Below are 20,500 nucleotides of genomic sequence, written 5' to 3' on the forward strand. Positions count from 1 at the left end.
GCGGTGTCCTAGGCCTCTAGACGAAGGGGACACAGGACAATGGCGATATCAATAACGACAATAGTGGCGTCCCCTAGGGGATTCGAACCCCTGTTACCGCCGTGAAAGGGCGGTGTCCTAGGCCTCTAGACGAAGGGGACGCAACATATTGCAATTCATTACCGCTGATTTGATTGGCGTCCCCTAGGGGATTCGAACCCCTGTTACCGCCGTGAAAGGGCGGTGTCCTAGGCCTCTAGACGAAGGGGACGCACGATAATCAAATCTTGCTGAACAAGAAAAATTGGTGGAGCTAAGCGGGATCGAACCGCTGACCTCTTGCATGCCATGCAAGCGCTCTCCCAGCTGAGCTATAGCCCCACACCTGCAGTACCAGACTGCCTTGACAGCGGGGCGCATTCTAGTGCGCCGAGCGTCTTGGTGTCAATAGTTTTTTTAATGACCCGCAACTGACTGCCCATTTTTACAGCATACTGTTGATTTTACCAGCAAAAGCGACAATTTATGAGCAATTGTCCAGCGCATCAATAGCGCCCTTGGCAAGCCTAACTTAATCGGTGCCGAAGTGATAAATCTGCTCCACATCAGCACTATCAGAAATCGATACCTGCATATCGCTGACTAAGCCGTCATCTAAACTGTAAACCCAACCATGGATGTGTAATGGCTGACCAATACGCCAAGCCTCCTGCACCATGTTGGTTTTGGCCAAATTTTTAACTTGCTCAATCACGTTTAATTCGCACATACGGTCGATACGCGCGTGCTCGTCGAGCTGCTCCAGCTCTGCTTTATGGCGATGATAAATATCTCTAATCGGGTACAGCCAATGGTCAACTAAACCGTGTGACTTTGATTCGATGGCGGCTTTCACACCGCCACAACCGTAATGGCCAACCACTAAGATATGTTTCACCTTAAGCAGTTGAATGGCATATTGAATCACCGATAAGCAATTAAAATCCGTCTGAATCACTTGATTAGCGACATTGCGGTGCACAAATAATTCACCAGGTGCCATACCCACCACCTGATTCGCCGGCACGCGACTATCCGAACAACCAATCCATAAATACTGAGGCTGCTGCTGTTCCACTAAGCGTTTGAAAAACTGTGGATCTTGAGCCACCAGCTTTTCTGCCCAGGCACGATTTTTGGCGAGTAACTGCTTCAGCTGATGAGGCATCTACGACTCTCCCTGTCGCTCTTCAGCAGCGCTACTGCGCCGCTGCTTCACGTTCAGCGATAAAGGCCAAGGCCCGTTCAATACGTTGCTGTACCTGAGTCGGTGTCAGTAACGCTAAAGTCACATCTAACGACGGCGAATTACCGCCGCCAGTAACAGCAACGCGCAACGGCATACCCACTTTGCCCATACCTACGTCTAATTCATCGGCACTGGCCTGAATTGCCTGCTGAATCGAATCAGCCTGCCACTCTTCGAGTGCGGCTAAGCGCTTGGCGACTGTCTGTAAGGGCGCTTTAGCCACCGGGCGTAAGTGTTTTTTCGCAGCGGTTTCGTCAAATTGCTCATAATCTTGATAAAAGTATTGGCTCAACTGCGCCATCTCTTTTAACGTTTTGACTCGCTCAGCTTGGATCTTAACAATGTCAGCACACGCTGGCCCTTGCTGGGTATCGACGCCTAGCGCATCAAACTGCGCTTGTAGCGCCTGCCCGACTTCATCCGCCGGTAACGTTTTCATATAGTGCTGATTGAGCCAGTTTAATTTATCGGTATTAAACGCCGAGGCCGCTTTGTTGACATCTTCGAGCTTAAACAAGCGTACCATTTCTTCACGACTAAACACCTCTTGGTCGCCGTGAGACCAACCCAAACGAACCAAATAATTCAGCACTGCCTGCGGTAAGTAACCGTCGTCACGATACTGGGTAACGCTGACCGCGCCATGGCGTTTGGATAATTTTTTGCCGTCGTCGCCAAGGATCATCGACACATGCGCATACTCAGGTACTGGCGCCGCCAACGCTTGCAGAATATTGATCTGGCGGGGGGTGTTATTGATGTGATCTTCACCACGTACGACGTGGGTGATACCCATCTCCCAATCATCAATGACCACACAGAAGTTATAGGTTGGTGTACCGTCACTACGGCAAATGATCAAATCGTCCAGTTCGCTGTTAGCAAACTCGATACGGCCACGAATATGGTCGTTAAACACCACCGAGCCCTGCTCTGGGTTACGAAAGCGAACCACATAGCTATCGCCGCCAGCATCTGGGTTATCGCGGCAATGGCCGTCATAGCGAGGTTTTTCGCCGCGCGCCATCTGTTCTTCGCGCATCTTTTCTAAGCGCTCGGTCGAGCAATAACATTTGTAGGCCTTATCTTCGGCCAGCAATTGTTCAACAAATTGTTGATAACGCGGAAATCGGTGAGTCTGGTAAACCGGCTGTTCGTCCCAGTTTAACCCCAGCCATTGCATGCCATCAAAAATCGCATCTATTGCCGCTTGTGTCGAACGTTCACGGTCGGTGTCTTCAATGCGTAACACAAATTTTCCGCCGTGGGCTTTGGCAACTAACCAAGAGTATAAAGCGGTGCGCGCTCCACCAACATGTAAGTAACCGGTCGGGCTAGGGGCAAAACGAGTGACAACAGACATAGCTTGGGTGTATCTCCGATCTAAACTGCAGACAAAAAAGGATAAACAGTTTAGCAGGGACGTGCCGGGCTTGCTAGCATTCTGGCTTGCTACGAATGATGCAAATAAGCGACTAGAAACGATGGATACAAGGATAAAAGATTGGTGGATGGTACTGGGCTTGAACCAGTGACCCCCGCCTTGTAAGGGCGGTGCTCTCCCAACTGAGCTAACCATCCACAAAAGAGGATAATACGGTAAAAAATTGGTGGATGGTACTGGGCTTGAACCAGTGACCCCCGCCTTGTAAGGGCGGTGCTCTCCCAACTGAGCTAACCATCCACGTGCCGTTGCAGCGATGATAATTTGCTGCGCTTGCGGGGCGGTATTATAGGGAGCTTTGCCAACCTGTCAAATAAAAATATCGGAATTTGTATCGTTTGCTGGCTTTTTCGTCAAATCGACCGAATTATAAACGAATATCACCCCTAGGCGGCTATTGCCCTTCCCCACGCGCCAAAATTTCTCGGTAACGGCGCCAATGTCGTGACTTCGCTAAAAACCAAGGAGCCCAACACCAAATCGCGATTAATGCGGCTTTGGTATAGGAGAATTGCGGCCAATGAGCGTGTACGACGCTGGCCAGCAAACAACCATCAACAAGCCAGGATAGCCATAACGCCGGCCCAGCGAAACGCCACAACCAACTGCGTTGCAACAACCACGGTTTATGCTGAAGACAAGTTAATATCAGTACATACATGGTTGGCAAGCCGACTAACAGGGTTAACACAAATTGTTCACGGCTCTGATAAAAATAGCCCAGTAATAAGCTACGGTCATCACCAAACGTGAGTGAAATGATCCATGCTAGATAACCGCGCAAGAAAAATGCAAACAGCAATAAAATACCTAACGGCAAGCGTAAACGCCCTTCGCCATCAATGTAATACTCGTCACCCTGTCGCAGCATGTTTTTCCTAGTCCACAGCTATCAGCAGCGGCTATAGTAGCGAAACACCGATGACAAACCAATATTGATCGAAAATGAGATTTGTCACTTAATAATAAGCAACCTAAGCAAGCCGTCTCACACCTTAATCAGAGGATGTCGTCATGTACGATTTATATTATTTTCCAACACCCAATGGCCATAAAGTGACCCTGTTACTAGAAGAGTGTGAATTGCCCTACCAGATTCATACCGTCGATATCACTGCCGGTGACCAATTCGAAGCAGACTTTTTACGCATCAGTCCAAACAATAAAATGCCCGCTCTGGTTGACCAAAAACCCAGCGACGGCGGCAAACCATTGGCCTTATTTGAATCGGGAGAAATTCTATTTTATCTGGCTGAAAAACACGGCCGTTTCTTAGCGCCAGAGTTACGCTTAAGACACCAAACCATGCAGTGGCTGTTTTGGCAAATGGGCGGTTTAGGGCCGATGTTAGGACAGAACCATCACTTCAATCAGTATGCGCCAGAGCCCATTGAATACGCGCAACAACGCTATATCAAAGAATCTAAGCGATTATACAAAGTGCTGGATAAACAATTACAAGGACGAGACTTTATTGTCGGCGAGTACTCAATTGCAGACATGGCCAGCCACCCGTGGTGTAAAGGCCATGCGAAGCAGCAAATCGATATCGACCAGTATCCCAATGTCAAAGCCTGGCTAGCACGCATTGATGAGCGCCCTGCCAGCCAACGCGCATACGCGCTAGCTGACAACTACAATCGCAGTAGCGAACTCAGTGACCAAGCGCGCCACAATATGTTCCAGCGCGAGGCCGACTAACCCGCACGCTTCAGTTGTTCGCGCAGTTGCACGATCTGATCGCGTAGCTGCGCCGCCTTTTCGAACTCCAGGTTTTGCGCAGCATTGTGCATTTCGCGCTCGATAGCGTCGATTTCTTTAAGCAGCGTCTTAGCATCGCGCGGCGTTTGATAAGCGGCATTGGCTTCGGCCACTTCACGTTGCTGCGCTTTACGTTCACGCGACTTGCGACTGTCGCCCAAATCCATAACATCGGTGATGCGTTTCTTTAATCCCTGCGGAGTAATGCCATGTGCTTCGTTAAAGGCGATCTGCTTTTGCCGACGGCGGTCGGTTTCATCAATCGCTCGCTGCATCGAACCGGTGATGGTATCAGCATACAAAATCGCTTTACCATTGACGTTACGCGCGGCCCGACCAATGGTCTGAATCAACGAACGGTCAGAGCGCAAGAAGCCCTCTTTGTCGGCGTCCAGTATCGCCACCAATGACACTTCAGGCATGTCCAAGCCCTCGCGCAGTAAGTTAATGCCTACTAACACGTCAAACTCACCTAACCGCAGGTCACGGATAATTTCCATACGCTCCACGGTATCAATATCGGAATGTAAGTAGCGCACACGAATACCATGTTCGTCCAAATAATCACTGAGATCCTCAGCCATCTTCTTGGTCAAGGTCGTCACCAGCACACGCTCGTCCAATTCGGTGCGCGCGCGTACCTCAGACATGACATCATCGACCTGCGAAGCAACGGGACGGATCTCAATCATCGGGTCGACCAAACCGGTGGGTCGCACCACCTGTTCCACCACTTCACCCGCAGAACGTTCCAATTCATATTTGCCAGGCGTTGCTGAAACATAAATCGTCTGTGGCGCAATGGCTTCAAACTCGTCAAATTTCAACGGCCGGTTATCCAACGCTGAGGGCAAACGGAAGCCATATTCAACCAAGTTTTCTTTACGCGAACGATCGCCCTTGTACATCGCCCCAACCTGCGACACTGTGACATGTGATTCGTCGATGATTAACAAGGCATCTTCGGGCAGATAATCCATCAACGTCGGTGGTGGCTCGCCCGGTGCGCGGCCGGATAAATAACGTGAGTAGTTTTCGATGCCCGAACAATAACCCAGCTCTAACATCATCTCGATATCAAACTGGGTACGCTGCGTTATGCGTTGCTCTTCAATCAGCTTATTGGCATCCAATAACTGCTGCCGACGGGCTTTTAACTCATCTTTAATCGACTCTACCGCCTCGACGATAGTTTCTCGCGGTGTCACATAGTGGGTCTTCGGATAAACCGTCGCACGCGCCACATCGGCTTCTAAAATTTGTCCAGTAAGGGGTTCAAACAAACTAATACGATCGATCTCGTCATCGAACATTTCTACTCGAATCGCTAGTTTCTCGGATTCTGCCGGAAAAATATCGACCACTTCACCACGCACTCGATAAGTACCACGCTCGAACGCTGCATCGTTACGTTTGTACTGTAGTTGTGCCAAGCGCCGCAACATATCGCGTTGATCAAGAATATCGCCACGCCGTAAATGCAGCATCATCTTCATGTATGATTCAGGATCGCCCAAACCATAAATGGCCGATACCGACGCCACCAACACCACGTCGCGACGCTCCATTAACGCTTTAGTCGCCGATAGTCGCATTTGTTCAATGTGATCGTTAATCGAGGCGTCTTTTTCAATAAAGGTATCGGTGGTCGGCACGTAGGCTTCGGGTTGGTAATAGTCATAGTAAGAAACGAAATATTCCACCGCATTGTTGGGAAAGAACTCTTTCATTTCGCCGTATAACTGTGCCGCTAGGGTTTTGTTATGAGCCAGAATCAAGGTCGGCCGCTGTGTTTTAGCAATAACGTTGGCCATGGTAAAAGTTTTACCCGAACCGGTCACCCCGAGTAGGGTTTGCTGTGCTAACCCCGCATCAATATTGTCGACCAATGCCTCAATGGCTTTGGGCTGATCACCCGCGGGTTGATATTGCGATGTCAGTTCGAACTGCTTAGCCACGACTCCCCCTAACGCGCTGCCTGCTGCGCTAACGTCTGTTTAAGTACTTGGTTAAACCACAGATAGGCAATGACCGCGGTTAACAAGTTGGCGATCACGCCACCGACAAACAAACCATGAATATCGGCGATTAAACTGCCCAGATAAGAACAGGGTACGAAAAAAACGAATAACCGTATCACGCTCAACCATAAAGCTTTAATCGGCTGATGGATGGCGTTAAAACTCGAGTTGGTAAGAATCACGCAACCCTGTACGCCATAGCCCAATGGCATGATGTAAATGAATAGTTTAACAATCTCGTCAACCGCCTGCTCTTGCGAAAATGCCGCCGCAATCGGATCGGCTAACAGTAGCAGCAACACATAAATAACCAACTGCAACGCCATAATGGCCGCTAATGCGGTTTTGTATGCTTGTTCGACACGCTGATAGCGACCGGCCCCAACGTTCTGACTGATAAACGGCGGTAACGACATCGACAACGCTAAAATGAGGATACTGGCCAGCGACTCAATTCGACTACCGACCCCAAAAGCCGCCACTGCGGGCGCGCCGTAAGCGGCGATAATTGCCGTCATTACCGCCATTGCTAATGGCGTCAACATGTTAGCACTCGCGGCAGGCAAACCAATACGTAAGATCTGGCGCATCGACGACCATAGCGTGGTACCCGCTGGTGCTATCCAACTGATCAGTTTTTCCCGCTGTAATAACCACAGCACCAATGCCACACCGACCACCCAAGAGATCAGGCTCGCCAGCGCGGCGCCTTGCACTCCCATTGCCGGAACTGGCCCCCAACCGAAAATCAAAATGGGATCAAAAATGGCGTTCAAAACACCCCCCGAAGCCATGATCAACGAAGGAGTTCGAGTATCACCGGAGGCGCGTAACACGGCGTTGCCAATCATCGGTGTCACTAATAACGTGCTGCCGATAAACCAAATCGACATATAATCACGAATCAACGGCATCAGCGTCTGGCTGGCGCCGAGTAAGGCAAAAATTGGCGTCATCAACAAATAGCCGAGCAACGACAGCAACGCCACTAATACCGCCGATAGCACTAACGCCGCATAGCCGTCGAAGTGAGCCTTCTCACCTTGTTCAGCGCCATAATGGCGCGCAATTACCGCCGACGTACCGATGCCCAAACCGATGCTCAAGCTGACCACGGTAAAGGTCACCGGAAAAGTAAAACTCACCGCGGCAAGCGGTTCAGTGCCTAGTAGTCCGACAAAAAAAGTGTCCACCACATTAAAACTGATCAGGGTTGCGATGCCGAAAATCACGGGCCAAGTCATACGCCATAGCGTTTTGCCGATAGGATCATTAAGTAGGGCTCGCGACGCGACGGCAGCCTTCATGAAAACCTCATTAGCGGGAGAGAAAAAGCGTCGATAGTTTAGCCGATTATCGTGCTAAGTGCTACGCCGCTACTGCGCATTGACGCGTAACAGCAATAGACTTTTGACTATAAAAAACGCTATAGTAACGGCTTTCTATCAGGCGCTATATAAGGGGTTTTTGTGGATTATCAACTTTCCCAGCGAGTCAACGCGATTCAACCGTCGCCAACGCTGGCGGTGACACAAAAAGCAGCGGAATTGCGCGCTGCTGGTCACGATATTATTGGCCTGGGGGTCGGTGAACCTGACTTTGATACCCCCGAGTTTATTAAAACCGCCGCCAAACAAGCTATCGATGCCGGTAAAACTAAATATACCGCCGTCGATGGTATTAACGAGTTAAAGCAAGCCGTTATTAATAAGTTCCAGCGCGATAACGGGCTAACCTTCGACGCTAAGCAAATTATTATTTCGGCAGGTGGTAAGCATAGTATCTTCAACTTGCTGACCGCTTGGTTAGATGCTGGCGACGAAGTTGTGATCCCGGCACCTTATTGGGTGTCTTATCCGGATATGGTGAAATTGGTCGGTGCCAAGCCGGTCATCGTAAGCGCCGGTATTGAGCAACGTTTTAAAATTAGTGCCGAACAACTCGAGCAAGCCATCACCCCACGCACTAAATTACTGTTCTTAAACAGCCCATCGAATCCTAGTGGTACGGCCTACACTGCCGACGAACTCAAAGCGTTAGCCGAAGTATTACGTCGTCATCCGCAAGTCTTGGTTGCTTCCGACGATATGTATGAACATATTTTGTGGCAACCCAACAGCTTTGCCAATCTAGCAATGGTCGCTCCTGACCTACTCGAGCGCATCGTGATTTTATCTGGAGTCTCTAAGGCCTATGCCATGACAGGCTGGCGGATCGGCTATGCTGCGGGGCCAACGGCGTTAATTAAAGCCATGGTAAAAGTGCAGTCGCAAAGCACCTCGAACCCCTGCAGCATAAGCCAATACGCTGCAGCGGCTGCGTTAGAGGGTGACCAAAGTTGTATCGATGAGATGTTGCAAGCATTTAAACAACGGCATGACTACTTGGTTGAGGCCTTGAACGCGATTGATGGTGTTGCCTGCATTGCCGGCGATGGCACCTTTTATACTTTCGCTGACATTCGCAGTTTGATTAAGAAAGCAGACGCCAGCGATGATATCGCGCTCTGTGAACGACTCTTAACAGACGCTAAAGTGGCTTTAGTACCGGGCAGTGCTTTTGGTGCGCCAGGCTACTGCCGATTATCATTTGCGACCGATTTAGAAACATTAAAGCAAGCGGTTGCGCGGATTAAAGCGTTCTCAGAAAGCCTTTAAATAGGCACTAAAAGCTCTACAAATAAGCATTACGCCGGTAATTCTAGTAATTGCCGGCGTTTTTATATGTTAACTAGGCCAAAAAAGCGTTTGCTTAGATCGACGATAGAAAAAATCAGGCTGTGACAAAGTTGTTGCGGTTTTTTAACCACTTGATTATTTAGCCTCACAATCGTTCAAACTTTGATCAACAAACGCAACTCACTGATTTAAGGTTTGTCAATAGATTTGCGACCAGAAAACCAGCAAATCAATCAAGAAATACACAACCTGCTGATTCTTCGAACAATCTACCGACAACGCCGTTAGTAACGATTAGTTTTTTCTATAAAAATATTAACCAACTGATTATTAAAGAAATATTTTCGGTTAGCGATTTTTTGTTCAACCTTAAAATTTACCGCTAAAGCCCGTCAATACTCGTCATTAACAGAGTTGACCACAGGGTTATCCACAGAATCCGTGGATAAGATCGGCTAGCCTACAACTGTCGTGGCTTAGCGCTTGCTGTGGATAATTGCGAATGAATACGAACATAACAAAAGAGATAGATGTAAACCACTTTAACGCTTGACACCTGCTAATTTACGGATTAGTTAGGCTTTTTAGCGCCAAACGCCATAACCGGCATCATTTTATCGTCATAATTGGTTTAAATAACAACAACTCGAGCACTTTTTCGACAACCGCGTTAAAAAGCGATAAAAACCGCGCCTAGACTGTTGACAGTCATGCTCGCGCACATTAACATTCCGCCCCGTTGCCGTGATGTTCCCCAGTAGCTCAGTTGGTTAGAGCGGTGGACTGTTAATCCATGTGTCGTTGGTTCGAATCCAACCTGGGGAGCCAACAAACATCACCCGCAACCTGCATTGAATTCCCCAGTAGCTCAGTTGGTTAGAGCGGTGGACTGTTAATCCATGTGTCGTTGGTTCGAATCCAACCTGGGGAGCCAAAATTTCTTACAACAAAGCCCGCTTAATGCGGGCTTTGTTGTATCTAACTGATAGCATTAAGCCGCTATCGCCTGCTGTTCCATCTTGCCCCATAGTTCACTCGCAAGTTGTGCTACGGATTGTCGTTGGCCAGCCAACAACCATTCAGCAACCGCCAGCGCCACATTGGGCCAACTAATACGAATCGAATTGCTAGCTACTAACCATTGTGCTAATGCCTGCTGGCTTAACTGTGGCATTACCTCAGCAAAGCCATAGCGTTGTAACAACTGCGCGTTAACTTGCTGTTCAAATTGACCCGCTAAAGGACGTACCAATAAGCGCTTGCCACTGGCTAATGCTTCGCAACTGGTTTCAAAACCGGCGTTAGCAATAATTCCCCGAGCACCAGCAAAGTGTTCAGCAAAACCTTGCCGTGAAGGCGGGAAGTACTCAATATGACCATCGCTACAACGTTTCGCCGCAGGATGAAAAACGTGAAATCGTTGCAAAGGAAACGCCTGCAACAATTGCTGGATAGCGGTTAATGATTCGAACGGTAAATAAACCAGGTAATGGCTGTTATTGGCAGCGCTGCTTGACGCCAATTGCCGGTGATGAATGATGGGTGGAAGTACGTGTTCGTTGGCCGCAGTCCAATGCATGCCTAACGCCTTGGCAGACGGTGCGAATCGACGCGTGATCAGTTTTTGCAGTGGTCCCATATTGACGCCAGCAATGTCATTAAAAAACGCATATTGCCGACCAATACCAATGGCGGCTCTTCCTTGGCGTTTTGCAGCCCAGGCCGTGACTGGCTCAAAATCGGTCAAAATGGCGTCATAAGCATCTAAATCAAGACGGTTAACATCCTGCCAGAACTGCCGCCAAGGGTTTTGCCGCAATGTTTGCGTTAGCGATACCCGCCCCTGCTGTACTTGGAAGCTCAACCCATGCCGGTATTGAAAGCCGGCAAAGCGCTGCATATCAAACAACGCTTCGCGCGGTCGCCCCGAGACCAAATAGTCGGCTTCAATACCGACCTGCTGAAAGGCATCGGCCAGGGCATGGCAACGACTAATATGACCGTTACCGGTCGCTTGAATACCTAACAGTACACGCATTTAAACAGACTCCTGCATGAACATAAGAAGCATCCATGCCAAACCGCTTCCCAATAGCATACCGGCGATAATATCGGTCGGATAATGCACACCTAAAACGATACGTGACAGGCCAATAGCCGTCGCCCAGAGATAAACCGGTATAAAAAAGGCAGGCATGTAAAACGCACATAAGGCAGCAAACATGAACGCTGCGGTGGTGTGCCCTGAGGGAAAACTAAAGGCGTCGTGAGCCTTAATGACTGCGACATGGTGAGGTAATCGCTGATAAGGCCGCTGCCGTTTCAGCACATTTTTGAGCGCCCAATAAAGCGGTAGCTCGATTAAAAAGCCGAGTAACAGTGCCCATAACAGCGGATATGCATCGTCGTCACCACATAATTGCGCGATAATACAAACCAGTAAATAGCCGTAGCCGTCACCGCTGCGCGATACCCAGCGAGCTGAACCGCCATTGGCAGCCGGGCTGCGCCAGCGTGTAAACCAGCTTAAACCGGACTCATCAAAGCGTTGCAAACGTATGAACCAGCGCGTCATGGCAGGCTCCTTATCGGCATCGACAGGCTAAAGCGTAGGCGGCTAAAATGACGCATCGGTGACCATTTAATGAAGCTTTGATGACAACGTTTTTAATCGGCATTTGCGCTGCGGCAATAATTCGTCACAGAGAACAAAATAACCCTATGTTTCAGCGGTTGTTTATCGCCGCTTAAACACCGATAATAACGCTTTTCATTTACCCGATAATGGAAGCCACGCATGACCGAGTATTTGCTGTTATTGGTCGCCACAGTATTGGTTAACAACTTCGTGCTGGTGAAGTTTCTTGGCCTGTGCCCATTTATGGGCGTGTCCAATAAACTAGAAACCGCGGTCGGCATGTCGGCGGCTACCACTTTTGTGTTAACACTAGCGTCGGTCTGTAGTTACTTAGTCAACGCCTACATTTTAGTGCCGTTAGATTTACAAGCGCTGCAAACGCTCAGTTTCATTCTGGTGATAGCCGTGGTGGTGCAATTTACCGAAATGGTAGTGCATAAGACCAGCCCGACACTATACCGCCTGCTGGGTATCTTTTTGCCGCTGATCACCACCAATTGTGCAGTACTCGGTGTGGCTTTGTTAAATATCAATGAGCAACACAACTTTGTCGAATCTATCATTTACGGCTTCGGCGCGGCGGTCGGTTTTTCATTAGTATTGATTTTATTTTCCGCTTTACGCGAGCGCTTAGCGGCTGGCGCATTTCGCGGTGCCGCCGTGGCTATGATCACCGCCGGTTTAATGTCGCTGGCTTTTATGGGCTTTAGCGGTTTGGTGGCGACCTCATGAGTGTACTCACCGCGATCATTGTCATTGGTGTGCTGGCACTGGTATTCGGCATCGTACTGGGCTTTGCCGCGGTACGTTTTCACGTCGAAAGCGATCCCATTGTCGACCAGATTGATGCCATCTTACCGCAGACGCAGTGCGGACAATGTGGTTATCCGGGTTGTCGCCCGTATGCCGAAGCCATTGCCAACGGCGACGATATCAATAAGTGCCCTCCCGGTGGCGAAGCAACCATTAAACAATTAGCTGACTTAATGGGAGTTGAAGCAAAGCCACTGGATGCCGCCCACGGCGAAGAAGACGTCAAGCGCGTGGCGGTTATCCGCGAAGACGAATGTATCGGCTGTACAAAGTGCATTCAGGCTTGTCCGGTCGACGCCATTTTGGGGGCTGCACGGCACATGCACACGGTGATTGAACACGAATGCACTGGCTGCGATTTATGCGTCGAACCCTGTCCGGTTGATTGTATTGATATGGTGCCAGTCGAAACACGTCCAGAAACCTGGCAGTGGAACCTTAAGCAGGTGGCGGAAAGCCACGGTATTCCTGTGAAAATGGTGGAGTAAGTCGGTCATGCAACGAAGTAAAGCGCAAATCGAACAAGGCCACATCTGGACTTTTCCCGGCGGCATTCATCCGCCGCAACGGAAAACCTTGTCGAACGCCTCGGCCATCGCCCGTCCACCATTACCACCACAACTGGTATTGTTAGTTCGCCAACACATCGGTCAAGCCGGTGATATTCAAGTGCAAGTCGGCGATCAGGTATTAAAGGGTCAGCCCTTAACGGCAAGCGGCGCCAGTCGCGGCTTGCCTTTACACGCTCCAACCTCGGGTTTAGTCACCGCCATCGAAGAACGTCCCAGCGCCCATCCATCGGCGCTGCCGGAGCTGGCGGTCATGATCACACCGGACGGCGAAGAACGCTGGATTGAGCGCCAACCGCTACGCAATTATCAACAGCTAGACGCCGCCAGTCTGATTGATCTGATTCAGCAAGCCGGTATCGCAGGCTTAGGTGGCGCTGGTTTTCCGACAGCGCAAAAACTGGCACCACAAAAACCGCTCGATTATCTGATCATTAATGGTGTCGAATGCGAACCTTATATTACTGCCGATGATCGTCTGATGCGTGAGTACGCCGCCGATATCGTCGCCGGTATCGAGATTTTACAGCACATTACCCACATTGAACGAGTCCTGATAGGGATCGAGGACAACAAGCCAGAAGCCATTATGGCAATGCGCGAAGCCTGTCAGAATAAACCACAGCTGTCGGTGCGCGAAGTCCCCACGAAGTACCCATCGGGAGGCGAAAAGCAGCTTATTCAGCTGCTCACCGGCCGCCAAGTACCAAGTCGCGGCTTACCCATCGATATTGGTTTGCTAGTACAAAACGTCGGTACCGCATTTGCCGTTAAGCGCGCCATCATTGATGGCGAACCGTTGCTCGAGCGCGTCGTCACATTGACCGGTGAAGCCCTGCAACGACCCGGGAATGTGTGGGCCTTACTCGGCACGCCGGTTAAACACTTGTTGCACTACGCCGAGTATCAGCCTCAATCTAACGGCAAGATCATTATGGGTGGACCGATGATGGGCTTTACCCTGCCTACCGATGCGGTGCCGATCGTCAAGATCAGTAACTGCGTATTGGCCCCCACCACGCAAGAACTGCCCGACAGCGGCGCCGAAATGCCCTGCATTCGTTGTGGCGCTTGCGCCGATGTCTGCCCAGCGTCGTTATTGCCGCAACAATTACAGTGGCTAGCAAAAGCCAAAGACTACGACGCGCTGGATGAACATAACCTGTTTGACTGCATCGAGTGTGGTGCCTGCGCTTACGTCTGCCCTAGCGATATTCCGCTGGTGCATTATTATCGTCAAGCCAAAGCCGAGATCCGCCAAGTCGCCCGTGAAAAAGCCAAAGCTGAGATTGCGCGCGAACGTTTTGAAGCCCGTCAAGCACGTTTAGAGCGTGAAAAAGAAGAGCGCTTAGCTCGCCATCGGAAAGCCTCGGCGGCGCGCCAGGCAGCACAAGCCGATACCGGCAACGATGGCGACAACGCGAAAGCTAATACCGGCGAACCGTCGGCAGCAGTCAAAGCCGCGTTAGCGCGCGCCAAAGCCAAGAAGCAAGCGCAACAAGCGGGTGCTGAGAATGAGGTTGATGTTAAGACTGATAGCGACGAAAAGCAGACAGCAACGACCAAGACTGACGATAAAAGCGCCGCAGTTGCGGCGGCAATCGCTCGCGCCAAGGCGAAAAAAGCCAAGCCAGATGGTAGCCCCGACAACAGCGAGATGGCGAGATTACGCGAACAGCGTAAAGCCGAAGCGCGCCAGCGTAAAGCTGAACGAGAGCAACAAGCTGAGCAACAGCAAGCGGCCAAGACAACGACTCATGATGAAGCGCCACAGCAAGCGTCGGACGATAAACGCCAAGCAGCCGTGCAAGCCGCGATCGCGCGCGCTAAGGCTAAGAAGCAAGCTGCGCAAGCCCAAACAGACGTTGCCAAGAACGATGCGGCAAGCAATCCTACAAATAGTGATGAGTCTGCTGACAGCAACCCGGCTAGCACGGATAAGCCAGCGACCGACGACGACCGTAAGCAAGCCGCAATTAAAGCGGCCATCGCCCGCGCTAAAGCAAAAAAGCAAGCCGCACAATCATCAACGACTCAACAGCCACAGGACGATAACGACTCATGAGCTTCCGCATAGCCCCCTCACCCCATGGTCACGTGCAGCGTGCAACCAGCGACGTGATGCGCTGGGTGGTGTTAGCGTTGCTTCCCGGCGTGATTGTGCAGCTCGTGTTTTTTGGCTGGGGTGTATTGTTTCAGTTAGTACTCGCTATCAGTACCGCCTACGTTTGTGAAGCGCTTTGCGTGCAAGCCCGAGATCGTGCAGCGTGGCCGGTACTAAAAGACAATACCGCGTTAGTCACTGCCTCGTTACTGGCGCTGAGTATCCCGCCGTTAACGCCATGGTGGGTCATCGTCATTGGTGTTATTTTTGCTATCGTTGTGGTTAAACACGTCTACGGCGGTGTCGGTCAGAATATCTTTAATCCGGCCATGGCCGGTTACGTGCTGTTACTGGTCTCGTTCCCAGTGCAAATGACCAGTTGGCTACCGCCTATGCAGCTGAGTCAATACAGTTTGGGCTTATGGGATAGCTTGCACGTGATCTTGTTCGAATTTACCCCCGATGGCTATAGCGTCGAGCAGTTACGTACCAGCGTTGACGGTATTACCATGGCCACGCCATTGGATTCGGCGAAAACCGACTTAAGCTTAGGCTATACCGCTTCGGAAGCGTTACAAAAGCCGATATTCAGTGACTTTGCCGGACTCGGTTGGCAGTGGTTAAACCTCGCTTATTTAGCCGGTGGCCTGTTACTCATCAAGCTACGTATCATTAGCTGGCACATTCCGCTTGGTCTGCTACTCGGCCTTTGCGTGCCCGCTTTATTACAGGTTGCTTTTGCCCCCGATACCAGTATTGGACCGTTAATTCATGCACTGAGTGGCGCGACCATGCTCGGCGCCTTCTTTATTGCTACCGACCCGGTCTCGGCAGCCACCTCCAATCGCGGTCGTTTATACTTTGGTTTATTGATCGGCGTGCTAGTCTTTTTAATTCGCACTTGGGGTGGATATCCTGATGCAATCGCCTTTGCCGTGCTGCTAGCGAATATGTGCGTACCGGTAATCGACAAGTACACCAAGCCAACCGCATACGGCCATCGGAGAGAATCATGATCACGCTCAAGAGCATGCGTAAGAACGGCTTAATTTTGGGCGCATTCGCGGTTATCGCCACCGGCTTGGTAGTGGGCATTGCCAAATTAACCGAAGCACCGATTGCTGCGCAGCAACGCGCCGAGTTGATGAACACGCTTAACGTGCTGATCCCACCGCAGCGTCATGACAACGATTTATACCATGCCTGTCGGCTCATCGATGCTCCTGAGCTAGGCGGCGAACAGCCTAAACGCTTATATATCGCACGCCTCCAGCAACAAGCGCAGGCCATTGCCATTGAAGCCACCGCGCCCAATGGTTATAGCGGCGCAATCAAACTGTTGGTGGCAATCAATGTAGATGGCAGCGTCGCCGGAGTGCGTGTTTTACAACACAACGAAACACCCGGTTTAGGCGATAAAATTGAACACCGTAAAAGCGACTGGATAGAAAGCTTTAACGGTATGACCGTACGTGGTGACGACGATAAGCGCTGGGCCGTGCAACGTGATGGCGGTAGCTTCGATCAGTTTACCGGTGCGACCATCACTCCGCGCGCGGTGGTGGGCGCCGTAGCGCGTACGGTAAGCTATGTTAAACAGCATCAGCAACAGTTACTGTCAGCACAACTGGCGCGCTGTTCGGAGGCTTCATGAACGAATATAAGAACCTGACGCTGCAAGGCCTATGGCATAACAACCCGGCGCTGGTGCAACTGCTCGGCTTGTGTCCACTGCTAGCGGTCACCGCTACTGTCACCAATGCCATGGGTTTAGGTTTTGCCACCCTCTTGGTCTTAGTCGGCTCGAACGTTACCGTATCCTTGGTGCGTAACTGGGTGCCGGCTGAAATTCGAATTCCGGTATTTGTGATGATCATCGCGGCTTTCGTCACCGTGGTACAACTACTGATGAATGCCTACTTGTACGGTTTATATCAAGCCTTAGGTATTTTTATTCCGTTGATCGTCACCAACTGCGCCATCATTGGGCGTGCCGAGGCTTATGCTTCAAAAAATCCGGCCCCCCAAGCCGCCTTTGACGGCTTGATGATGGGCTTAGGCTTTACCTTAGTGTTGATGGTGCTGGGGGGCATGCGCGAAATCATCGGTAACGGCACGCTGTTCGATGGTGCCGAGTTGCTACTGGGAAATTGGGCGACGTCGTTACGGATCGAATTGTTCAGCGTGGATTACCCGTTACTGCTGGCTATTTTACCGCCCGGAGCCTTTATCGGCATGGGCTTTTTAATCGCCTTAAAGAACGTCATCGACCGCCGCCGCGAAGCTCGTCAGCATCAGCCCGCAAAAGAAGTCACCCGGGCACGGGTAACGGCGCAATAGTATGAGCTTGAGGTAAGATATCAATCAGTCATTGATAAACTGTGAAGCATGAATAAACAAAAACGTATTGAAATTTTAACGCGCCTGCGCGCCAACAATCCGCACCCGACCACCGAACTGAATTACCGTAACCCGTTCGAGTTATTGATTGCCGTCTTGCTGTCGGCGCAAGCCACCGATGTCGGTGTTAATAAGGCGACCGTAGGCTTGTTTGCCGCAGGACCCACACCAGAAGCTATGTTAGCGTTGGGCGTCGATGGTGTTAAACAACACATCAAAACCATCGGTTTGTTCAATTCAAAAGCCGAAAACGTCATCAAAACCTGCCGCATACTGGTAGAACAGTACGACAGCCAAGTACCAGAAGACCGCGAGGCACTAGAAGCCTTGCCCGGGGTGGGTCGCAAAACCGCCAACGTGGTCCTGAATACCGCTTTTGGCTGGCCGACAATTGCCGTCGATACGCATATCTATCGGGTCGCCAACCGCACTCGCTTCGCACCCGGCAAAACCGTGCGTGAAGTAGAGGACAAACTGGTCAAAGTCATACCTGCCGAATTTAAAGTCGATGCCCACCACTGGTTCATTCTGCACGGCCGCTACACCTGTATTGCACGCAAGCCGCGCTGTGGTTCGTGTTTGATCGAGGATTTATGTGAGTTTAAGGATAAAACTGAGTTATAAATTTTACCAACGTGTTCGCTAGCCAGCCTTAATTCGTATTCATTGAAGACTCACCTTAGCAGCGCAATGGATATAATTAACACTGTTTAAGAATGAGTTAACTTGTGTCTGCAGAAGGCTTTGTATACCCTACCGCATCCTAGTCTGTTGCAAACACGTTAACGTGTCATTCAGACTAAGGCCATTAAAATAAAACTGTACCGTAATGCCTGGCTCAAAACCGCTGGCTAATGGCTTGTTGAGTCAAGCAAATGACGGTTATAAATAAATTAATTTAGTCTTACCATCAAAGGTCGTGAAAATATTATGCTGCACACTATAAAATCGATTTTGCTGGTTTGTTTAGGCGCGCTATTGCTAAATGCTTGCGCTCAAACTCCCGTAAAAACCTACCCGTACAGTGATATTGAAATAAAGTACGCCGTTCGCCATTTTGAGGCTGACGTTACACAGTCAGTTGAGAAGTTTAAAGGGGATTATTTAACCCGAGAGCAGATTGAAAGCATATCAAAAGAACATTTTATTCAGCTACTGAAAGATAATAACTTACTGGCCGAAGAAGGTGACATCAACGTTGTTGATCTGGACATTTTTATCGATTATACACGCCGCTTTGTTGGTGATGGGACGCCATTCCCGGTTGAAAAGATGACGGCGCCAACGGTTGATTTACATGAAGCAAGCTATTTGGGCGACACCGTCATTCGTAAAAACATTTCGCGTAATCTGCTGCTAGATGATTTGTTTAATGGCTTACTTACTGAAACGGAGGAATTAGAGCGAACGACGGCTCAGGCCGTGGCAAATAAGCTGCTAGAAAATTTACAAAACCGGAATCAGTACGACCGAAATGCATTTGCGGCTATGACTGCCGGGATGACGGATAATGAGAAAAAGCAGAAACGCCAGTATAGCGAAACACCGTTACCCCAAGATCCTTCTTCATACGGCTTAGACTCAGAAAACTATTTGCCTGAAGCTCTCGTGCAACGTTACTTACAGCGGTTAGCAAATGGAAGCCGCGATGAACGTATTGATCTCTATAAGGAGTTAATCGGAGAGTGGAACAACAGTTCTGCATTGTATGAGCAAATCAATGCTACGGTATTAACGGGCTATGAAAGCACAGACTCCGATGTCATCGAGGAAGTCATATGGGCCTCAAAAGCACTGGCTTACTCAGGACTAGCGCGCTATCGCTCTACCTTGAACACCATCATGAACAGCAATGCCCCAGATAAGCTGAAAGGCTATGTTGAGGATTATCTGGAAACTATGACAGTTCGCACCGAGCAAGCAAAAACGGTTCACGATGTTTCTACGATGTCCCCCGATTTAGACTGGCAAACCAATCAACTGCGTAACATGTTAAACAGCAGTGATAATCAGTTGCGCGTTTCTGCAGTTAAAACTATCTATCGAAACCAGCTATACAGCGATCCTTTATTAGATGAAATCAGCCATATTCTGCGTTCTGAAGCGGTACTGCCACGCAAACGCTACGCGGCTTTTTCTGATTTCTACGCTTGGAATTGCCGAGTGCTAGGAAGCTCAGGAAAAACCAAATATAAAGCGCTGCTGACAGACTTAGCGGAAAACGCATATAGCCATAAAGTTCGTGAGTACGCGGAGGAATTTGCCGACGAATTATAAGCTAGCTAGTACCGGCACCCCGTCTAAATAGTTGTGGTACTGATTGGGCACTCACCTGTGGTAGCAACGTTTATAGGTGGGTGTCCTTACACCCCTTTAAATTTAAAGGACTGGCGAGCAGTTTTAAACATGGGAGAACGAATATGCGCTTATTACATACGATGCTACGAGTGGGTGATTTACAACGCAGTATTGATTTCTACACGCAACAATTGGGCATGAAATTATTACGCCAAGCCGATAACGAGGCCTATGAATATACTTTAGCGTTTGTCGGTTACGGTGATGAGGTCGACCATACCGTGCTTGAATTGACTTACAATTGGGGCGTTAGCGAATATGAACTCGGCCAAGCTTTCGGTCATATTGCTATCGGTGTCAGCGATATTTACCGCTTATGTGAACAGCTTAAAGCCGCGGGCGCCGACGTTTATCGTGAGCCAGGCCCGGTTAAAGGCGGCACCTCGGTGATTGCTTTTGTGCGCGATCCGGACGGCTACGCCATCGAGTTAATTGAGCGCGATTAAG

18 protein-coding genes and 7 tRNA genes are annotated in these 20,500 nt (G+C 49.9%); 13 read left to right on the forward strand and 12 right to left on the reverse strand.

Going from position 1 to position 20,500, the window contains the following annotated elements; genetic code table 11:
- Positions 1-64: 64 nt before the first annotated feature.
- From A10D4_RS12230 to A10D4_RS12265, 8 genes are all read right to left on the reverse strand, one after another.
- Positions 65-140, reverse strand: a tRNA-Glu gene (locus A10D4_RS12230).
- 34 nt (positions 141-174) lie between these two features.
- Positions 175-250 (reverse strand) — tRNA-Glu (locus A10D4_RS12235).
- Between the two features lie 34 nt (positions 251-284).
- Positions 285-360: transfer RNA gene (locus A10D4_RS12240), tRNA-Ala, on the reverse strand.
- A 190-nt stretch (positions 361-550) separates the two neighbouring features.
- Entirely contained in the window at positions 551-1,186 is a 636-nt protein-coding gene (gene can / locus A10D4_RS12245; RefSeq protein ID WP_008489872.1) for a carbonate dehydratase, read from the reverse strand.
- Between the two features lie 31 nt (positions 1,187-1,217).
- Positions 1,218-2,630, reverse strand: coding sequence for a glutamate--tRNA ligase (gltX, locus tag A10D4_RS12250; RefSeq protein ID WP_008489873.1), 1,413 nt, complete (start codon positions 2,628-2,630; stop codon positions 1,218-1,220).
- Positions 2,631-2,772: 142 nt separating this feature from the next.
- Positions 2,773-2,848 (reverse strand) — tRNA-Val (locus A10D4_RS12255).
- Between the two features lie 27 nt (positions 2,849-2,875).
- A tRNA-Val gene (locus A10D4_RS12260) sits at positions 2,876-2,951 on the reverse strand.
- A gap of 154 nt (positions 2,952-3,105) precedes the next feature.
- Positions 3,106-3,582, reverse strand: a complete 477-nt coding sequence (locus tag A10D4_RS12265; RefSeq protein ID WP_008489874.1) for a DUF2919 family protein — start codon at positions 3,580-3,582, stop codon at positions 3,106-3,108.
- A gap of 143 nt (positions 3,583-3,725) precedes the next feature.
- Between A10D4_RS12265 and A10D4_RS12270 the strand changes: the two genes are divergently transcribed.
- Positions 3,726-4,412, forward strand: coding sequence for a glutathione S-transferase N-terminal domain-containing protein (locus A10D4_RS12270; RefSeq protein WP_008489875.1), 687 nt, complete (start codon positions 3,726-3,728; stop codon positions 4,410-4,412).
- On the opposite strand, the gene uvrB is transcribed toward A10D4_RS12270, so the two are convergent.
- Both uvrB and A10D4_RS12280 read right to left on the reverse strand, forming a co-directional pair.
- A complete protein-coding gene (gene uvrB, locus A10D4_RS12275; protein WP_008489876.1) occupies positions 4,409-6,430 on the reverse strand; it encodes an excinuclease ABC subunit UvrB in 2,022 nt (673 codons plus the stop codon). The two genes, A10D4_RS12270 and uvrB, sit on opposite strands and share 4 nt — an antisense overlap.
- A gap of 8 nt (positions 6,431-6,438) precedes the next feature.
- Positions 6,439-7,800 (reverse strand): MATE family efflux transporter, encoded by a 1,362-nt coding sequence (locus A10D4_RS12280; RefSeq protein WP_008489879.1) that lies wholly within the window; start codon positions 7,798-7,800, stop codon positions 6,439-6,441.
- Between the two features lie 162 nt (positions 7,801-7,962).
- On the opposite strand from A10D4_RS12280, the gene A10D4_RS12285 reads away from it, so the two are divergent.
- From A10D4_RS12285 to A10D4_RS12295, 3 genes are all read left to right on the forward strand, one after another.
- The gene (locus A10D4_RS12285; protein WP_008489880.1) at positions 7,963-9,150 is read left to right on the forward strand and encodes a pyridoxal phosphate-dependent aminotransferase; all 1,188 of its coding nucleotides are present in this window, start codon (positions 7,963-7,965) and stop codon (positions 9,148-9,150) included.
- Between the two features lie 772 nt (positions 9,151-9,922).
- Positions 9,923-9,999: transfer RNA gene (locus A10D4_RS12290), tRNA-Asn, on the forward strand.
- Positions 10,000-10,028: 29 nt separating this feature from the next.
- Positions 10,029-10,105, forward strand: a tRNA-Asn gene (locus A10D4_RS12295).
- Between the two features lie 57 nt (positions 10,106-10,162).
- Here the strand turns inward: A10D4_RS12295 and A10D4_RS12300 are convergent.
- Together A10D4_RS12300 and A10D4_RS12305 are read right to left on the reverse strand one after the other, a co-directional pair.
- Positions 10,163-11,209: a glycosyltransferase family protein gene (locus A10D4_RS12300; protein WP_008489881.1), complete on the reverse strand. Its 1,047-nt coding sequence runs from the start codon at positions 11,207-11,209 to the stop codon at positions 10,163-10,165.
- A complete protein-coding gene (locus A10D4_RS12305; protein ID WP_008489882.1) occupies positions 11,210-11,746 on the reverse strand; it encodes a phosphatase PAP2 family protein in 537 nt (178 codons plus the stop codon). It abuts the gene before it with no gap.
- A gap of 222 nt (positions 11,747-11,968) precedes the next feature.
- On the opposite strand from A10D4_RS12305, the gene rsxA reads away from it, so the two are divergent.
- From rsxA to gloA, 9 genes are all read left to right on the forward strand, one after another.
- Positions 11,969-12,541, forward strand: coding sequence for an electron transport complex subunit RsxA (rsxA, locus tag A10D4_RS12310; RefSeq protein WP_008489883.1), 573 nt, complete (start codon positions 11,969-11,971; stop codon positions 12,539-12,541).
- Positions 12,538-13,110: an electron transport complex subunit RsxB gene (gene rsxB / locus A10D4_RS12315; RefSeq protein WP_008489884.1), complete on the forward strand. Its 573-nt coding sequence runs from the start codon at positions 12,538-12,540 to the stop codon at positions 13,108-13,110. Before rsxA ends, rsxB begins: the two co-directional genes overlap by 4 nt.
- A gap of 7 nt (positions 13,111-13,117) precedes the next feature.
- Entirely contained in the window at positions 13,118-15,256 is a 2,139-nt protein-coding gene (rsxC, locus tag A10D4_RS12320) for an electron transport complex subunit RsxC (RefSeq protein ID WP_008489885.1), read from the forward strand.
- A complete protein-coding gene (gene rsxD, locus A10D4_RS12325; protein ID WP_008489887.1) occupies positions 15,253-16,311 on the forward strand; it encodes an electron transport complex subunit RsxD in 1,059 nt (352 codons plus the stop codon). Before rsxC ends, rsxD begins: the two co-directional genes overlap by 4 nt.
- Positions 16,308-16,949: an electron transport complex subunit RsxG gene (gene rsxG, locus A10D4_RS12330; protein WP_008489888.1), complete on the forward strand. Its 642-nt coding sequence runs from the start codon at positions 16,308-16,310 to the stop codon at positions 16,947-16,949. The genes rsxD and rsxG overlap by 4 nt, the downstream gene beginning before the upstream one ends.
- Positions 16,946-17,635, forward strand: coding sequence for an electron transport complex subunit E (locus A10D4_RS12335; RefSeq protein ID WP_008489889.1), 690 nt, complete (start codon positions 16,946-16,948; stop codon positions 17,633-17,635). The genes rsxG and A10D4_RS12335 overlap by 4 nt, the downstream gene beginning before the upstream one ends.
- A 48-nt stretch (positions 17,636-17,683) precedes the next feature.
- Positions 17,684-18,319, forward strand: a complete 636-nt coding sequence (gene nth, locus A10D4_RS12340; RefSeq protein ID WP_008489890.1) for an endonuclease III — start codon at positions 17,684-17,686, stop codon at positions 18,317-18,319.
- 306 nt (positions 18,320-18,625) lie between these two features.
- Positions 18,626-19,972 carry a hypothetical protein gene (locus A10D4_RS12345; RefSeq protein WP_008489891.1) on the forward strand — a complete coding sequence of 449 codons (1,347 nt, stop codon included), beginning with the start codon at positions 18,626-18,628 and terminating at the stop codon, positions 19,970-19,972.
- Positions 19,973-20,115: 143 nt separating this feature from the next.
- On the forward strand, positions 20,116-20,499 hold the full coding sequence (gene gloA / locus A10D4_RS12350) for a lactoylglutathione lyase (RefSeq protein ID WP_008489892.1): 384 nt from the start codon (positions 20,116-20,118) through the stop codon (positions 20,497-20,499).
- Position 20,500: the final 1 nt, after the last annotated feature.

Origin of the sequence: Idiomarina xiamenensis 10-D-4 (assembly GCF_000299895.1) — a bacterium.
Taxonomy (GTDB): Bacteria; Pseudomonadota; Gammaproteobacteria; order Enterobacterales; family Alteromonadaceae; genus Idiomarina; species Idiomarina xiamenensis.

Coding starts and splice junctions, on each gene's coding strand:
- can (WP_008489872.1), bottom strand. CDS start 1,186: ATGCCTCATCAGCTGAAGCAGTTACTCGCCAAAAATCGTGCCTGGGCA.
- gltX (WP_008489873.1), bottom strand. CDS start 2,630: ATGTCTGTTGTCACTCGTTTTGCCCCTAGCCCGACCGGTTACTTACAT.
- A10D4_RS12265 (WP_008489874.1), bottom strand. CDS start 3,582: ATGCTGCGACAGGGTGACGAGTATTACATTGATGGCGAAGGGCGTTTA.
- A10D4_RS12270 (WP_008489875.1), top strand. CDS start 3,726: ATGTACGATTTATATTATTTTCCAACACCCAATGGCCATAAAGTGACC.
- A10D4_RS12280 (WP_008489879.1), bottom strand. CDS start 7,800: ATGAAGGCTGCCGTCGCGTCGCGAGCCCTACTTAATGATCCTATCGGC.
- A10D4_RS12300 (WP_008489881.1), bottom strand. CDS start 11,209: ATGCGTGTACTGTTAGGTATTCAAGCGACCGGTAACGGTCATATTAGT.
- A10D4_RS12305 (WP_008489882.1), bottom strand. CDS start 11,746: ATGACGCGCTGGTTCATACGTTTGCAACGCTTTGATGAGTCCGGTTTA.
- rsxA (WP_008489883.1), top strand. CDS start 11,969: ATGACCGAGTATTTGCTGTTATTGGTCGCCACAGTATTGGTTAACAAC.
- rsxB (WP_008489884.1), top strand. CDS start 12,538: ATGAGTGTACTCACCGCGATCATTGTCATTGGTGTGCTGGCACTGGTA.
- rsxC (WP_008489885.1), top strand. CDS start 13,118: ATGCAACGAAGTAAAGCGCAAATCGAACAAGGCCACATCTGGACTTTT.
- rsxD (WP_008489887.1), top strand. CDS start 15,253: ATGAGCTTCCGCATAGCCCCCTCACCCCATGGTCACGTGCAGCGTGCA.
- rsxG (WP_008489888.1), top strand. CDS start 16,308: ATGATCACGCTCAAGAGCATGCGTAAGAACGGCTTAATTTTGGGCGCA.
- A10D4_RS12335 (WP_008489889.1), top strand. CDS start 16,946: ATGAACGAATATAAGAACCTGACGCTGCAAGGCCTATGGCATAACAAC.
- nth (WP_008489890.1), top strand. CDS start 17,684: ATGAATAAACAAAAACGTATTGAAATTTTAACGCGCCTGCGCGCCAAC.
- A10D4_RS12345 (WP_008489891.1), top strand. CDS start 18,626: ATGCTGCACACTATAAAATCGATTTTGCTGGTTTGTTTAGGCGCGCTA.
- gloA (WP_008489892.1), top strand. CDS start 20,116: ATGCGCTTATTACATACGATGCTACGAGTGGGTGATTTACAACGCAGT.